At 36.5% G+C, this 16567-nt stretch carries 16 protein-coding genes and 1 riboswitch; of the genes, 6 read left to right on the top strand and 10 right to left on the bottom strand.

Going from position 1 to position 16567, the window contains the following annotated elements; translation table 11 throughout:
* The first annotated feature begins 33 nt into the window (after nucleotides 1-33).
* From CN288_RS20065 to CN288_RS20055, 3 genes are all read left to right on the top strand, one after another.
* The gene (locus CN288_RS20065) at nucleotides 34-1317 is read left to right on the top strand and encodes a purine/pyrimidine permease (RefSeq protein WP_026592087.1); all 1284 of its coding nucleotides are present in this window, start codon (nucleotides 34-36) and stop codon (nucleotides 1315-1317) included.
* Between the two features lie 209 nt (nucleotides 1318-1526).
* Nucleotides 1527-2348: a Cof-type HAD-IIB family hydrolase gene (locus tag CN288_RS20060; RefSeq protein ID WP_090692839.1), complete on the top strand. Its 822-nt coding sequence runs from the start codon at nucleotides 1527-1529 to the stop codon at nucleotides 2346-2348.
* 213 nt (nucleotides 2349-2561) lie between these two features.
* Nucleotides 2562-2855, top strand: coding sequence for a DUF3817 domain-containing protein (locus tag CN288_RS20055; RefSeq protein WP_026592089.1), 294 nt, complete (start codon nucleotides 2562-2564; stop codon nucleotides 2853-2855).
* A 40-nt stretch (nucleotides 2856-2895) separates the two neighbouring features.
* Here CN288_RS20055 and CN288_RS20050 read toward each other — a convergent pair whose 3' ends face one another.
* The 5 genes from CN288_RS20050 to CN288_RS20030 form a co-directional block, all read right to left on the bottom strand.
* The gene (locus tag CN288_RS20050; RefSeq protein ID WP_026592090.1) at nucleotides 2896-3573 is read right to left on the bottom strand and encodes a uracil-DNA glycosylase; all 678 of its coding nucleotides are present in this window, start codon (nucleotides 3571-3573) and stop codon (nucleotides 2896-2898) included.
* Between the two features lie 19 nt (nucleotides 3574-3592).
* Nucleotides 3593-4585 carry an ABC transporter permease subunit gene (locus tag CN288_RS20045; protein ID WP_090692705.1) on the bottom strand — a complete coding sequence of 331 codons (993 nt, stop codon included), beginning with the start codon at nucleotides 4583-4585 and terminating at the stop codon, nucleotides 3593-3595.
* Complete coding sequence (locus CN288_RS20040) at nucleotides 4578-5495, bottom strand: ABC transporter ATP-binding protein (RefSeq protein WP_026592092.1); 918 nt, start codon at nucleotides 5493-5495, stop codon at nucleotides 4578-4580. Before CN288_RS20040 ends, CN288_RS20045 begins: the two co-directional genes overlap by 8 nt.
* Nucleotides 5492-6304 (bottom strand): SGNH/GDSL hydrolase family protein, encoded by an 813-nt coding sequence (locus tag CN288_RS20035; RefSeq protein WP_098302955.1) that lies wholly within the window; start codon nucleotides 6302-6304, stop codon nucleotides 5492-5494. The genes CN288_RS20040 and CN288_RS20035 overlap by 4 nt, the downstream gene beginning before the upstream one ends.
* A 265-nt stretch (nucleotides 6305-6569) precedes the next feature.
* Nucleotides 6570-7547 (bottom strand): LacI family DNA-binding transcriptional regulator, encoded by a 978-nt coding sequence (locus CN288_RS20030; RefSeq protein WP_026592094.1) that lies wholly within the window; start codon nucleotides 7545-7547, stop codon nucleotides 6570-6572.
* A gap of 122 nt (nucleotides 7548-7669) precedes the next feature.
* On the opposite strand from CN288_RS20030, the gene CN288_RS20025 reads away from it, so the two are divergent.
* Entirely contained in the window at nucleotides 7670-8284 is a 615-nt protein-coding gene (locus CN288_RS20025) for a YczE/YyaS/YitT family protein (protein ID WP_090692718.1), read from the top strand.
* A gap of 36 nt (nucleotides 8285-8320) precedes the next feature.
* Here the strand turns inward: CN288_RS20025 and thrC are convergent, their stop codons facing one another.
* The 4 genes from thrC to CN288_RS20005 form a co-directional block, all read right to left on the bottom strand.
* Nucleotides 8321-9379 carry a threonine synthase gene (gene thrC, locus CN288_RS20020; protein ID WP_026592096.1) on the bottom strand — a complete coding sequence of 353 codons (1059 nt, stop codon included), beginning with the start codon at nucleotides 9377-9379 and terminating at the stop codon, nucleotides 8321-8323.
* On the bottom strand, nucleotides 9379-10674 hold the full coding sequence (locus CN288_RS20015) for a homoserine dehydrogenase (RefSeq protein ID WP_098302954.1): 1296 nt from the start codon (nucleotides 10672-10674) through the stop codon (nucleotides 9379-9381). The genes thrC and CN288_RS20015 overlap by 1 nt, the downstream gene beginning before the upstream one ends.
* A 144-nt stretch (nucleotides 10675-10818) precedes the next feature.
* Entirely contained in the window at nucleotides 10819-11724 is a 906-nt protein-coding gene (gene metA / locus CN288_RS20010; RefSeq protein ID WP_098302953.1) for a homoserine O-acetyltransferase MetA, read from the bottom strand.
* Nucleotides 11708-13006 (bottom strand): bifunctional O-acetylhomoserine aminocarboxypropyltransferase/cysteine synthase, encoded by a 1299-nt coding sequence (locus CN288_RS20005; protein ID WP_090692724.1) that lies wholly within the window; start codon nucleotides 13004-13006, stop codon nucleotides 11708-11710. Before CN288_RS20005 ends, metA begins: the two co-directional genes overlap by 17 nt.
* Before the next feature lie 91 nt (nucleotides 13007-13097).
* A riboswitch (SAM riboswitch) is annotated at nucleotides 13098-13203 on the bottom strand.
* Nucleotides 13204-13702: 499 nt separating this feature from the next.
* Between CN288_RS20005 and CN288_RS20000 the strand changes: the two genes are divergently transcribed.
* On the top strand, nucleotides 13703-14908 hold the full coding sequence (locus CN288_RS20000) for a chloride channel protein (RefSeq protein WP_441296566.1): 1206 nt from the start codon (nucleotides 13703-13705) through the stop codon (nucleotides 14906-14908).
* Nucleotides 14909-15047: 139 nt separating this feature from the next.
* Here CN288_RS20000 and CN288_RS19995 read toward each other — a convergent pair whose 3' ends face one another.
* Entirely contained in the window at nucleotides 15048-15737 is a 690-nt protein-coding gene (locus CN288_RS19995; protein ID WP_026592101.1) for a YjjG family noncanonical pyrimidine nucleotidase, read from the bottom strand.
* A gap of 119 nt (nucleotides 15738-15856) precedes the next feature.
* On the opposite strand from CN288_RS19995, the gene yeiL reads away from it, so the two are divergent.
* Nucleotides 15857-16531 (top strand): transcriptional regulator YeiL, encoded by a 675-nt coding sequence (gene yeiL / locus CN288_RS19990; RefSeq protein ID WP_098302963.1) that lies wholly within the window; start codon nucleotides 15857-15859, stop codon nucleotides 16529-16531.
* Nucleotides 16532-16567: the final 36 nt, after the last annotated feature.

Raw genomic sequence — 16567 nt, 5'->3', positions numbered from 1 at the left:
CTAGAAACGGAATCTGTGAAAGAGGTTGATAAAATGAAAACATTTTTTTCTGCCCTGCAGTGGGCCTTATTTATCTTAGCTGGGAGCCTTATTGTACCAATTAGTGTCGCTGCCAGTTATGGACTTGAAGGTGCTGAGGCTATTGCTTTTGTACAGCGAACGTTATTTGTTCTTGGATTTGCTGGCCTCCTACAATCCATATTTGGTCATAGACTACCTATTCAGGAAGGACCCGCTGGTCTTTGGTGGGGAATTTTCTCACTTTACGCGAGTTTAGGTGTCGTATTATTTGGATCAAATAATGAAACACTCCGCGTCTTGCAATATGCATTTTTGTTAAGTGGTATTATCTGTATTATCCTTAGTGTTTTTGGACTTATCGATAAGCTTGTTCGTTATTTTACACCAACAGTTATTGGGACATATTTATTCCTTCTTGTTGCTCAGCTGAGTGGCTCCTTCTTAAAAGGAATGTTCGGTCTTGATGGACAACATACTGAAGTACAAGCAAACGTATTTATTCTTTCACTCATTGTTATTTTACTATCTTTTTTCATTATGAAGCTACCTATTATTGGACAATACTCCGTTCTTTTCAGCATTATCCTTGGTTGGACCTTATTTGCATGTTTCGGTTTATCCAACCCAATTACACCCGTGACGGATATCATTCATCTGCCATCTCTATTCGTTTTTGGACCACCCCGCATTGAATGGAATATGGCAATTACCGTTGTCTTTGTAACACTTTTACTTTTAACAAACATGTTAGCAAGCATTCGTGTTGTACAAAGGGTTGTCTCTAAATATGAAGAAGGTGCAATTCAAAATCGATTTAAACATGCCGGTATCATAACAGGAATAAATCAATTGCTAGGTGGTCTTTTCTCAGCAATTGGACCGGTCGCTATTTCAGGTTCAGCTGGGTTTATTGCAACGACGAATATTTATAAACGGCTACCTTTCATTTTAGGATCAAGTTTTATTATCATAATTAGCATATTTCCAAAGATTACTGCATTCTTTGCAGCTATTCCTGTCGCTGTTGGTTATGCTGCCATTTATCCTGTATTTGCAAGTATGATTGGTCTTGCCTTCCGGGAATATGATACTGTACAAAATAAAGAGCGATTATTCCGCGTCGCTGGGCTTTCACTCTTTACGGGCATTGGCGTTATGTTTGTCCCACCGCAAGCATTTTCGAGTCTCCCGCCATTTCTAGCATCCTTCTTAAGCAACGGTCTTGTACTTGGTTCTGTCATGGCTATTTTACTTGAAGTTTTATTTTCCCGTTCAAAGGAAGAACAACCATCGTAAATTGGAAAACTTCCATTATTGCACTCTACTTTCAGAGTTGTTACGATAGAATAGAATTATCATGGGCAATATGCCCATGATAATATATATTAACAATATGGTAATCCACTTCACCACCTTTAAAGAGGTTCGATGTCTTACTATTTTTCCTCATCATGTTACTAGAACTGATTTCTAGTAATACTTCAATAAAGAAAGGAATTTTCTATATGTCTTATAAAATGATTGTTTTAGATTTAGATGATACTTTATTACGTGATGACCATACGATTTCAGAACGTACAAAACAGGCCCTAATGACCGCTCAAGAACAAGGGGTAAAAGTTGTACTTGCTTCTGGCCGTCCGACATTTGGTATGCGCCATATTGCCAAGGAACTTCGTTTAGAAGAATACGGTAGCTTCATCCTATCATTTAACGGCGCAAAAATTATTAATTGCGAAACGGATGAAGAATTGTTCAGCAGTACACTATCTCCTGAAATCGTTCACAACTTATATGAAATTAGTAAAGAAGAAGATGTTTGGATTCATACGTACATGGGTGATGATATTGTAACGGAAGAAAATAATCCATATACAGAAATTGAAGGAAACCTTACAGGCATGCCAATTATTGAAGTAGACAGTTTTATCACTGCTGTACAAGAACCTGTTGTAAAAGTATTAATGAACAAAGAGGCTGAACGTCTTGTAGAAGTAGAGAAGAAACTTCAAAAACAATTAGAAGGAAAACTAAGCGTAATGCGATCAAAACCATACTTCTTAGAATTCACAGAAGCTGGTGTAACAAAAGGCACAAGCCTAAATCAATTAATTCAAAAGCTTGGTATTAAGCGTGAAGAAGTAATCGCAATGGGTGATAGCTACAACGATCAAGCAATGATTGAGTTCGCTGGCCTTGGTGTTGCGATGGGAAATGCTCCAGATGATATTAAAGAAATTGCAAACTACGTAACAGACACAAACATGAATGACGGCGTTGCTAAAGTTGTAGAGAAATTTGTACTAAAAACAGAAGTTCTTGTTTAATATACATCCATTCACAAAACCCATTTGAAGTCAAATACTTCAAATGGGTTTTTATTAAAATATAAGTAGCTTTGTGAAGATATTTCGAACTTTGCAACATTACCGTAGTGTAAACTTTGTTTTCAGATATAATGGAACAAAATAGGTGATTTTATTTTGAAAAAGAATATAAATTTACTATATACAAGCACACATTTTTAAGGAGGCAATTTCATGTTATCTACACCAATCGGAAGATTAAGAGCAATTGGATTAGTCGAGGGGATTTCCTTTCTACTACTATTATTCGTAGCAATGCCGTTAAAATATTTCGCGGGGTTTGCAGCGGCCGTGAAAATCACAGGTATGGCTCACGGCGTTCTATTTATATTATTCATCTTTGCAGTGATTCAAGTAACAATTATACATCGTAAGTCTATCTCATGGGCTCTAGGTGCTTTAGTTGCATCTGTTATCCCATTTGGTACATTCGTACTAGATGCAAAATTAAAAAACGAACAACAATAAAAAAAGTAGCTAACAGCTGAGATGTTAGCTACTTTTCTTTTTACAGATCCGGAATTTGCCAATCAATCCCCTTTTCGCCCATGCTAGATAAAAAGTTATTTACTTTTGAGAACGGCTTACTACCAAAGAAACCTCTTCTTGCTGATAAAGGACTTGGATGTACAGATTCAATAATATGATGATTTGAGTTTGTAATCAGTTTTTTCTTCGCTTGTGCATGTCGTCCCCATAATATAAAAATCACCGGTTTTTCACGTTCATTTAAAAGTTCAATAACACGATCTGTGAAATGCTCCCATCCTTTTCCTTTATGTGAGTTCGCTTCTCCTTGTCTGACAGTTAACACTGCGTTAAGTAACAACACACCTTGCTCTGCCCATTTCACTAAATAACCGTTATTCGGAATATCGCAACCAAGGTCTGCATGCAATTCTTTGTACATATTTTGCAATGATGGCGGTGTTCTTACACCTGGTTGTACAGAAAAGCTTAACCCGTGCGCCTGATTTGGTCCATGATATGGATCTTGTCCTAAAATGACAACCTTCGTATCCGCATAACTTGTATAGTGCAATGCATTAAAAATATCATTAGTATTCGGGTATATTACATGGGTACTATACTCTTCTTTTAGAAACTGTCTTAGTTTTTGATAATATGGTTTCTCAAATTCGGGTGCAAGTAAAGACTCCCAATCATTCTTTAAAATATGTTCCATCTCTTCACTTCCTATTCACTTAATTGATCATATCTTGCTTCGTAAATACAACAAATGAAATAATCAGAGAAGCTACAGCCCAAACTGTTAAATTCATTAATGAAAAGCTCATCGATAGACCTTGCAATGCTGGTAACTTCCCTGATAAGTAATCTGTCAGTGATAAATTCACGCTAAAAATGTACTTTGCGCCTTCCCAAGACGTTGCAAATGAATTTAAGATACCACCTGCAATTAATGCTGCCAGCATGACCCCCATACCAGCTGGTGTATTACGAATTAATACAGAAACCATAAAAGATATTGTTCCCACAACAATTGCAACGAACCACGCTAATCCATATGCCATTAAAATATACTGCCACTGCGGAATAAGATGGACAAAATTTGTATTCAATGTTTCTTTATCAATACCAAATCCTGTCAAGATCGGTAAACTCCACCCGGCATATCCGAAAACAATACCTGATAATGCATAAGAAAAAATCCCCACCAAGAGCAATATAAGCGAGATAAATAATAACATCGTCACATATTTACTGAGAAGGATTTTAAAGCGTCGGATCGGACGCGTTAGAAGCATTTTCATTGTTCCTTCACTTCGTTCTCCCGATACAATGTCAATTGCAACAATCATTACAAGCAGCGGAATAAACAATGTAATTCCTTGTTCAATGAATGCCCGTACAAACGTTGGTGCTCCTGGTGCGGTCGGATTAATATCATGATCTAGATAATATTGTTGCTGCTCTACCCTTACCTTCAGCCAATCCCGCCATTCTTCTGGTAATCTAGAATTATTTAAACGATTTTGCGAATCAACAATTTGCTGCTGAAGTGCTACTTTCCAATCACTCGTACCAAGGCGCTTTTGCGTTGTCTGCACTTCACGGTACTGTGCATAAACAAACAAAGGAATTAAGATCGCCAATATGAGCACGACAACAAAAATACGTTTCTTTCGATAAATTTTTTCTGATTCATTTAAAACAAGGTTCGCAAATTCACGCATGTTGCTCACTCCTTGTGAGTTCAATAAATAAATCTTCTAGTGTAAATACAAGCTCCTTCACGCTATGTACATCTATTCCGCTTTCTACAAAGCGTTTATTCCAAACACTAATTGTTGCAATATCCATTCGGCATAATAAACGATCGTTATCTACACTAATTTCACTTACTTCCTTTGCTCCCTCTAATATGCTCTTCGCCTTTGAAATCGGAGTGACAATCCATTCCACACGATCGCTCGCAGTTTTAATCAACTCTTCAATAGGTGCAACTGTAATCACTTTTCCTTTATGAATAATAGCAACACGATCACATATCATTTGTACCTCACTTAGTAAGTGGCTCGAAATGAAAACACTCATATTTTCTTCTTTCACAAGCGTATGTATAAACTCTCTCAGTTCCCTTATACCAGCTGGATCTAGGCCATTCGTCGGTTCATCTAATATGAGGAGTCTCGGATTTCCAAGAAGGGCCTGAGCGATTCCAAGGCGTTGCTTCATACCAAGAGAATACGTTTTCACTTTATCGTGAATACGTTCGTCTAAATGAACCATCTTCGCAATTTCTAAAATACGTTTATCCGATATACCGCCCAGCATACGTGCAAATTGCTTTAAATTTTCCCATCCAGTTAAGTATGTATAAAGTTCTGGATTTTCAACGATACTCCCAATTTGTCGCATTGCTTCTCGAAAATTCTCTTTAATATTATACCCACCAATAGTAATCGTACCTTCAGTCGCTTTAATAAGACCAACTAACATCCGAATTGTTGTTGTTTTCCCTGCCCCATTTGGACCTAAAAATCCAAACACTTCTCCTTGGTTCACATCAAACGATATGTTCTCTACAAGCGTCTTTTTCCCAATTACCTTTTTTACATCCCGCACCGAAAGTATTATCGTCATTTCGCCTCTCCTCCATCTAACTGCAGCTTATTTACAACATTTTGTAGTAAACGAGTTGCCATGTATGAGTATCCTGTTTCGTTTGGATGGAAATGATCTGAGTATAATAATTCTTTCCCTCGGTTTTGAAACAGATCAAACGTTGGCGTTATATATACATTTTTATTATCTATTGTTAATTTCTCTAAAGATGCATTCCAATCTATAACAATGGATGAAGAACCTTTTAAATCCTCTACATCCTCAAAAGGATTGTATAAACCGAGCCAGAAAATCGGGCTATCTGAATTTAGTTTTCGAATTTCGGCTAAAATTTGCTTCGCCTGATTTTGAAACGTTTGCGTATCAGGACGGTATGTCTCTATGTCTATCTTCTCAAGTGATTCCCAGCCTGGAAATAAATCATTTCCTCCAATAGTTAAAACAATTAAATCTGCCTGTTTAATGGAATACTGAGCACCGCTGCTTTCTATTTGTTTCAACAAATCCGGCATTTTTGCGCCACTAACAGCTAAATTCGTTAACGCAACTTTTTGTTTGTAATCCTTCTGCAAACTTTCTTTCACTCGGCCCACATAGCCAATTCCTTCTTTATCTCCAACGCCGCGTGTTAAAGAATCGCCTAAACTGACAACTTGTAATGTTCCAGGATGTTTTTTCCCCTCTACTTGTTTTTGCCCTGTCTTCATAGTTAAATTTGAAGCTTTCGAATTTAATACATCATTAACCCCCGAAATAAAGCCATATGCAAATAAACAAAAAGATGCAATTGTAATGAGTAAAATTCCTTTTACTAATTTGGATCTCATGTCAAAACCCCTTTTAGCCTCGTAGATTGTCCATATTATACCAAACGCCCATTTGAAAAGCGATTTTCATCTCTTCTACATATATCCCTATTGATTTTCCGACATATAATTCGTGGCCATGAAAACAAAAGGAGATCTGCACTCTGTCTCTTTTTGTTTTCACTTGGCATGGGCTAAAAAAAGGCACTGACCACTTCTATGCATGATCTTATACTCTCTTCTTCCTAAAAAATTTCATGTCGTTTTTATTCTGTATTCATGTATATTATGTGGTTTCACGAAGAGTTAATTGCGGCAAAAGTTCAATGTTCTTCACATCTATTTTTTCATCCTCTATCTTCTCATATAACATTTCAAAAGCTTTCGTACCAACTGCTTTACTTGAGTGCGCAATTGTTGTAATTCCTAATATATCAGCCACCTCTTGATCATCGCATCCAATAATCGAAAGATCTTCAGGAATACGAATTCCATGTTTTTTCGCTTCCGTTACCATCCCTGCTGCGATTGGATTACAAGAAACGAGAAATGCAGTTGGTTTCACAGACATGTCGATCCACGCTCTTATCACTTCACGGCCATCCTCTACTGTAAAACGCTCTGAAAACTCCCATTCCTCTCGAGGCTTCATAGAAATCTTCTGCAATGCTTCACAATATGCTTGCTTTCGCTTTTGACTATTTACACTATTACTTCTGCCAATACAATATCCAATACGAGTATGTCCATTTCCTATTACGTATTTCATTCCTTGTGAAAACACCTTATATTGATCGATGTGTACACTAGAAATAGACTGTGATTCTATTTCTTCGCAAGTCACAATCGGCCCAAACTTTGTATATTCTTCTATCGTTTTACAATCATTCATTCTCGAACATATAATTACACCATCAAGTTTCTTCATTTTTAACATATGTAAAGTTTCCAGTTCTTTTTTTGCACTATAGTTCGTCTGGCAGAGCATCATATTATAATTTTTTTTAGCCGTTTCTTTAGAAATCCCCTCAATAATTGCACTGTAATATTGATCGTTTACATGCGGCAAAATAACCCCTATCACATTCGTCTTTCCTTTTACTAAATGAATTGCATTTACATTTTGAGTGTAATTTAGCTCTTCAATGATTGCTAAAATTTCCTGCCTCTTTTTATCACTTACATACGGATGATTATTTAATACGCGTGAAACCGTTGATACTGACACACCAGCAATTTCAGCAATCTTTTTTATATTTGTCATCTTATTTTCTTCCCCCTTCTCTCATTATCAATAAATCTTATTTAAAAATTTTCTATTGACCTGGTAAGCTTTCCACAATATATCCTTTCTTAGCAAACACGTTTAGAAAGGATTTGAAACATATGATACGCTTTAAACTAGACTATATATTTTTTATTGGTGGCTTACTCATTCTCTCTCTCGGAATCAATATGATGACAACCATCACTTCTTTTGGCCTTAGTCCTTATGATTCATTCTTTATTGCACTATATCAAAACTTCGGAATAAGTATTGGCTTTTGGATTTTTATGATTAACTTTGCTTTTACACTTATTGTGCTCTTTCTAAATAAAAAACATATTACAATTGGAACAATTGTTACTATGGTTCTTATTTCTGTTTTTGTTGATTGGATTGGTTCTATTACTTTCATTATGGATTCAATTCGCTCTCTTCCAAAATATATAACACTTATATGCGGAAATCTATTTGTTGGCGCTGGAATTGGGATTTATGTATCAACACAGCTTTGTGCTGCACCACAGGAAGCATTCGTCTTAACCATGTCTGAAAAGAAAAAGTGGACATTTCGCAGAACAGAAATTTCATTAGCCTTAGTATTTTTGACACTCAGTTTCTTGTTAGATGGACCTATTTACTTTGGAACAATTATTCTTTCCTTTACAACAGGCTGGATTATTCAAGCGTTTATTCAAATTGGAACAAAAATTCTCCACATACAAAAAGCCTATTGAGCGAATAACGCTACAATAGGCTTTTTTTCATCTATTTCACTGAAAGACCGCTCCTTGAATATAATCAAAGACAACTCTCTCATCATTTGGTAACACAACGGGCTGAATTTTCTCCGTATCAAGAGCAATATTAGGATCTTTCAAACCGTTACCTGTTAATATGGCTACAATTTGACTTCCCTTTGCAATTTCCCCGCTTTTTACTTGTTTATAAATACCAGCAAGAGAAGCGCATGAAGCAGGCTCAGCAAAGATTCCTTCATATTTCGCTAAACATTTATATGCTTCAAGAATTTCTGCATCTGTTACTTCATCAATTTTACCTTGAGAATGTTCCGCAGCGAGTGCGGCTTGCTTCCAACTTGCTGGATTTCCAATTCGAATCGCTGTTGCGATTGTTTCTGGCTCTTCAACCTTATGCCCACGCACAATCGCTGCTGCTCCTTCCGCTTCAAAACCGTGCATCTTTGGCAAACCCGTACCTAGTCTTTCATGATACTCTTTGAAACCTTTCCAATAGGCTGTAATATTGCCTGCATTACCGACTGGAATTGCTAGAATATCCGGCGCTTTTCCAAGAACATCACAAATCTCAAACGCGGCTGTTTTTTGCCCTTCAATTCGATATGGGTTAACAGAATTCACAAGTGTAATTGGCGATGAACCACTAAGCTTACGTACAATTTGCAAAGCATGATCGAAATTCCCATCAATGCTTATAATTTCTGCTCCGTACATGACGGCTTGCGCTAACTTTCCGTATGCAATCTTACCATTTGGAATGATAACAATACAGGATAGCCCAGCCCTAGCTGCATATGCTGCTGCAGATGCAGACGTATTACCTGTAGAAGCACAAATGATCGCTCCGCTTCCCGCCTCTTTTGCCTTTGCTACCGCCATTACCATGCCGCGATCTTTAAAAGATCCGGTCGGATTTGCTCCTTCTATTTTTCCGTAAATTGTTACACCCCACCGCTTTGAAAGGTTTTCTAGTAAAACAAGTGGTGTATTGCCTTCATGCAATGTTAAGGATGGTGTCTTTTCCGTAATAGGTAAAAACTCCTTATACTCAGCAAGCAGACCTTTCCACATTACTTAGCATCTCCTTCGATTCGATAGTTTGCTTTCACACAATCTACTTCTTCGTATGACCTAAGTGTATGTAAGATATATTCATAGTCTGCAAGTGATGCACGGTGCGTTACGATAACAATCTCAGCTTTCCCCTTCTCTCCAAGTGGCATTTGAATAATTTTTTCAAAGCTAACACCTCGTTCAGAGAATAGGGATGTAATTTTTGCAAACACACCAATTTCATCTTTTACATGTAGACGTAAAAACTTTTTCACAAAAATTTCATCAGACGCCTTTAATACCTTCTCGTACTGCGGAGAAACTGCGCTATTTCCAGTTACACCAAGGCGTACATTTTGCATTACTGCAACTAGGTCAGAAACAACCGCTGTCGCTGTCGGTAAACTTCCTGCGCCAGGTCCATAAAACATTGTTTCTCCTACCGCTTCACCATACACATATACTGCGTTATATTCATTTTGAACAGCTGCAAGAGGGTGTGTATTAGGAAGTAATGTTGGCTCAACCGTTACCTCTAACTTTTCACCATCACGCTTCGCGAGTCCGATTAATTTAATTGTATATCCTAGGCTTTTACTATATGCAATATCTTCCGCCGTAATAGAAGTAATCCCTTTCACCTTTACATCTCCAAGCTCTACATTTGTAGAAAAACCAAGAGTAGCTAAAATCGTCATTTTCCTTGCTGCATCTAAACCTTCTACGTCTGATGTTGGATCTGCCTCTGCAAATCCAAGCTGTTGCGCTTCTTTTAACACGTCGTCATATGCTCTCCCTTCGTCAGACATTTTTGTCAGAATAAAGTTTGTTGTTCCGTTCACGATTCCCATCACTTTCGTAATAAGATCCGAGGAAAGCCCTTCTACAATGCTGCGCAGAATTGGAATCCCTCCAGCTACGCTTGCCTCGTAAAATAAATCGGCTTGATTTGCCTTTGCTACTGTCAAAAGTTCAGCCCCATGCAATGCCATTAAATCTTTATTAGCAGTAACAACATGTTTACCATTTTTTAGGGCTTGTAAAATATATGCTTTCGCTTCCTCGATGCCGCCCATCACTTCAATGACAACATCAATATCAGGATTATCTATAATTTCATTTGCATTTTTCGTTAATAGGGTAGAGGGTACTTGGACCTCTCTCTCTTTTTCAATATTTTGTACTAATACTTTTGTTATTTTCACTGGGCAACCTACTTGGTGTATAAGACGATCTTGATGATCCGTAATAATACGAACCACACCGCTGCCAACTGTTCCAAGGCCTAATAAACCCACTTGAATTTCATTCATAATACTGTCCACCCCTCTAAAAAATTGTATTTAGATGCCATTATATAAGTTAAAATTCTGAAAAACAATGTATTTTGAACATTTAGAAAAATATAAAATGATTCCTACTAAGAAAGCGTTGCCACGTGTTATATAATGATCATCTTATAAAATATAAGGGGTTTCCTGATACACATAATAATTTAACCAATTTGAAAATAATAAGTTTCCATGACCCCGCCATCTTATGAGTGGCTTTTCAGATGGATTATTATGTTTAAAATAGTTTTTCGGAATCTTAATATCTAACCCTCTTTGTTTATCGCGTTCATATTCTTTTTTTAAGGTATCGCAGCTATATTCGCTATGACCAAGAACAAAAATATGCTTTCCATCTTGCCCCATAACAAGGTGGACACCTGCTTCTTCTGATGTTGCTAGTAACGTCAACTCTCGTACCTTTTCAATATCAGATGCGCGTACTTCCGTATGACGTGAATGTGGTGCAAAGAAGATCTCATCGAATCCTTGTAACAATTTCACGTGCTGTTCTCGCACTTCATGTTCAAATACACCAAACATCTTTTCTTCAAGCGGATATTTCGGAATTCCATAGTGATAATACAGGCCTGCTTGTGCGCCCCAACAAATATGCAATGTAGATGTTACATTTGTTTTTGAATATTCCATAATACGCCCAAGTTCTTCCCAATAATCTACATCTTCAAAAGAAAGTGTTTCAACTGGAGCTCCTGTAATAATGAGACCATCAAACTTTTCTCCCTCAATATCACGAAATGTTTTATAAAAACTTGTTAAATGATCTTGCGCTACATTACGAGATATATGAGACTCCATATGGAGCAAATGCAGATCTAATTGAAGTGGTGTATTACCAAGTAACCTGAGCAATTGCGCTTCTGTTTCCTGCTTTGTTGGCATTAGGTTTAAAATTGCAATTTTTAAAGCACGTATATCTTGCGTTTCAGCTCGTTCTTTTGTCATCACAAAAATATTTTCTTTTTGCAATACTTTACGAGCCGGTAAATCCTTATCAACAATGATCGGCATGTGCTTTGCCTCCAACTAATGCTTCCTCTAAATCCGCAATAATATCAGAAACATCTTCTATACCGACTGATAAGCGAATTAAATCAGATGTAACACCTGCTAAACGCTGTTCTTCTTCAGTTAACTGTCTGTGCGTTGTACTAGCAGGATGAATCACACATGTTCTTGCATCTGCTACGTGCGTCACAAGCGTTGCCAGTTTCACATTTGCAATGAACTCTTTCGCAGATTCTAATCCTCCTTTAATGCCGAATGTTAAAACGCCACTCGCTCCTTTTGCTAAGTACTTTTGTACTAGCTGATAATTCTCATTACTTTCTAAACCCGGATAATTTACCCATTCAATACGTTCATGGCTAGCAAGCCACTTCGCAACTGCAAGAGCACTTTCACTATGACGCTCCATTCGTAAATGCAAAGTTTCTAAACCGATGTTGCTAATATACGCATTGAATGGGCTCATACAGTTTCCATAGTCTCTTAATAATTGAACACGAGCTTTCACAATATATGCTGCCTTCCCAAATTTCTGCACATAACTTACACCATGATAACTTGGATCCGGTTCGACAAACTCAGGGTATTTTCCATTTGCCCAATCAAAGTTTCCTCCGTCAATGACAATCCCGCCTAATGAGCTTGCGTGACCATCAATATATTTTGTTGTAGAATGCACTACAATATTTGCTCCATGTTCAAACGCTTGGCATAAATACGGTGTTGCTAATGTGTTATCAACAATAAATGGTACTTCTAACTGTTTCGCAGCAGCTGAAAACTCTTTAAAATCCAGAACATTCATCGCTGGATTCCCCAGTGACTCTGCATAAATAAGCTTTGTTTTATGATTGGCAAGTGCCACAATTTCATCAGAAGATAAGCTTGGATTAAAGAATGTAACCTCAATCCCTAATTTACGTAGACTTACCCCAAATAAGTTAAATGTTCCCCCATAAACGGTTGAAGAACAAAGTAAATGGTCACCACTGCTACAAATATTTAGAACAGCAAGCATAATAGCCGCTTGACCAGAAGCTGTTGCAACAGCTCCAACACCACCTTCTAACTCTGTTAATTTTTGTTCAAATGCTGCTAGTGTCGGATTCCCAATACGCGTATAAATATAGCCTTCTGCTTCTAAATTAAAGAGTGCCGCTAAATCATCGGACGTATCGTATTTGTACGTCGTACTTTGATAGAGCGGTAAAACACGCGGTTCACCATTCTCCGGTGTATAGCCACCTTGCACACAAATGGTTCCTTTTCCCCATGATTCTCCCATCTCTCATTCTCCTTTCTTTTATAGAAAATAAAAAAACTGCTTCTTTCCCTAACAAGAAAGAAGCAGTTTAAAAACACGCTCTAAAGTCTCTTTCTTATCTCTCAGGGCTTATTACCTGCAGGATTTGGCACAATTCCGCTATGCGGCTGTTGCCAAGGTTTCATAGGGCCTGTCCCTCCACCTTTTCTTGATAAGACTATGTAATTACCGTTGATTTTATAGCAATAATTTCCTGATGTCAATTATTTTTCTGAATATTTACGAAAGATTGTATTGCTACTTTAATTGTTCATTCTCAAAATTTAAATTTAAGAAATTGAAGAAAATACTCCTATTTAAAGAAAAATAATACCTTTTAAAAACTCTACTCACTATGTAAAATTATAGATCTATATTTAATCGTAACAAGCAACATAATATTTTTAACCGTGTTACACTTTATATACAGGTCATCAAGATATTTACAAAAATATGATTACATTTACGAATGTTTCAGAACCCCATAAAATAATACTGCTGATTTTTGTAATATATTTTGAATAAGTAATTCTCTTAAAAAGATAATATGCATATTCAATTCATTCCTTAATTATCTTCGTATCAGAATCTCTAACTTTTCATAATAACGTATAAATAGAGGAGGCATAACAATTGACTATTAGGAGAAATCTGCACTATTTACTCACCGTGTACGGTATGTTTCTAGGTGCTATCGTTGGTGCTACAGTCTGGTTATTTTTAGTTGTCACAAATGCTGGAATTCAGTTTATTTGGGGATATTTACCTAAGGAATTGGGATTACCACCTTATTACACACTTTGTGTAACAATAATCGGCGGTGTTCTTGTTGGACTGTCACAGAAGTACTTCGGCACATACCCACGTTTAATGCCAGAAGTAATGGGTGAATATAAGAAGACAGGTAGAATTGAGTACCAATTTGTACATAAAGCTACGTTAACAGCCATTATTGTTTTAGTATTTGGCGCAAGCTTAGGGCCAGAAGCAGCACTTGTTGGGATTATAGGTGGACTTTGTACATGGGTTGGTGATCGCTTTAAATTTACTTTAAAAGGAATGCACGAACTAACGGAAATTGGGATTGGCGCTGCCTTAAGTGTTATTTTTAATGCACCGCTATTCGGTTATTTAGCTCCAAGCGAGCATGAGGATACACAACTTGCTGAAACTTTTAAAGAGAAAAAGACTATTGTATATCTCGCTACTACTTTTGCTGGTTTTTCTGTATATTTATTGCTTAGTCAGTTTGATAATCGAGGATCTTTTATTGTTAATTTTGGAGAAGGATCTTTTACACTCCGCGAATGGGTGGCCTTTCTTCCCCTTATTTGTATAGGTGCCTGTGCAGGCTATTTTTATTTCAAAATAGAACATATATTAGAAAAAATAGTACATCCTTTTCAAAAGTATAAACTAACATTAGCGATTATAGGCGGTATTCTTCTAGGAATTTCAGGCACTTTACTTCCGTATACACTGTTTTCAGGAGAACACCAATTAAAAGAATTAGTAACTGAATGGACAGAGTTATCATTTTGGATCCTGTTTCTTTCAGGAATTTTAAAATTATGTATAACGGCAGTTTGTTTAAATACAGGTTGGCGTGGTGGACATATTTTCCCGATTATATTTGCTGGTGCAAGTATTGGATATGCTGTAGCTACTCTCATACCGTTAGATCCAGTTGCTTCTGTAGCTATTATAACGACAGCCATTTCAAGCTATGCAATACGAAAGCCAATCGCTATTACATTATTATTACTTATGTTCTTCCCAATTAATTTATTGTTACCAATGATTGGAGCTGCAATGATTGGTAATGTTTTTCCACTTCCTAACCATAGTGAGAAGAAACAGGAAGCTGGTGCAAATATCGAATAGTAAAATGAACAAATAAAAGGCAGTACCATCACAATAAAAGTGTTGGTACTGCCTTTTGAGTAAAGAATGTTTACTTTTACAAATAAAATTGCCACTACAAATGGACTATTAAAAAATAATATTTAAGCCCTCAAAAAAACTAACATTTTAAAATCCCATACAGCTCATCAAAAGTTTGAATTTCATAAGTTGGAACTATCCCGCTATCGTTTAACTTCTTTTCAGGATTAAACCAACATGTGTCTAATCCAGCTAGCTGCCCACCCTTAATATCTGCACTTAAAGAATCCCCGATAATTAATCCTTTCTCTACAGAAAAATTAGAAATTCGTGCAAAAACATAATCGAAGTATTCCTTCATTGGTTTTTGGTAACCAGTATCTTCTGAAACAAAAATACCCTTAAAGAATGAATGTAATCCTGAATTACGTAGGCGCTTGTCTTGCGTTTTGGAAACACCGTTTGTAACAATATATAAATCGTATTCGCTTTGGAAACCTTGTATTAATTCGAAAGCCCCATGAATGAGCTGATTCCCTTCTTCTAAATAACTACGATAATTCTTTTCAAACAATGGTCCATCAACTTCTTGACCATATTCCCTGAATAAAATTGAAAATCGCGTATTCACTACCTCATCTCGGGCTATTTTGCCTTCTTCAAAGGATTCCCACAGACCTTGGTTTATTTTTTTATAATGTGCCTCAATTTCATTAGTTAAAGGGATTTTTTGTTCCTCAAAAAGCAAATGCAATGCTTTTCTTTCAGCTGCTTTAAAATCTAATAATGTATCGTCGACATCAAATAGTAATGTTTGATATTTCTTCATGTTGCTTCTCTTCCTTTCTTCTATAAAAACACGCTGTTTCTTTTGTTATTAAATAAATCGTATCACTCCCGCTTGTAAAAAGAATAGGAGATATCTCATACTAAATGAGAGGTGAGAAAATGAAAATCAAAAAAGATTCATATGAGATTCATAATTATGTAAAGCAATTCAATTTTCAAACATTCTTTTCTTTTGACATTTTGCCGTATATAGAAATTCATTCGTTTCAAAAGAAAGAAACCATTTGTAATGAAGGAGAGGAGTTTCCCTATCTCTATTACTTAATTTCCGGAAAAGTAAAAATATATATGAGCCATCAGAATGGAAGGATTTCCTTAATTAATTTTGTAAAAGCGCCATCAATCATGGGAGAATTAGGATTAATTGGAGTAGAGACGTTAACAAAAGGGATCGAAGCCATGGAACCATGTATCTGTTTAGCTCTTCCCTTGAAAGATTGTCGCCATCTCTTATTACAAGACGCCCATTTTTTACAGCAGTTGTGCAAATTCATTGGAGAAAAAACAATTACTCGAACTGAACAATATGCAAAAAGTCATAACTACCCTTTAGAAAACCGATTAGCTGCGTTCATTCTGTTAACCGAGCAAAACAATTGTTACCTTGAAAAACATACAGAAGCCTCTGAATACTTAAACGTTAGTTATCGTCATCTTTTATTTGTATTAAAGCAGTTTTGTCAGCAAAATTGGTTAAAAAAAGAAGGGAGAATGTATTTCATACAGGACAAAGAGCAATTACAAAAGTTAGCAGATGAACTCACTCGGCAATAACAGAACGAAACCTCATAAGTTCTTCTGCTAGACTAT

The sequence above is a fragment of the Bacillus sp. AFS023182 genome, assembly GCF_002560575.1.
Lineage (GTDB): Bacteria > Bacillota > Bacilli > Bacillales > Bacillaceae_G > Bacillus_A > Bacillus_A arachidis.
Note: the sequence above shows the minus strand (reverse complement) of the source record. Positions and strands in the feature narration are given on the sequence as shown.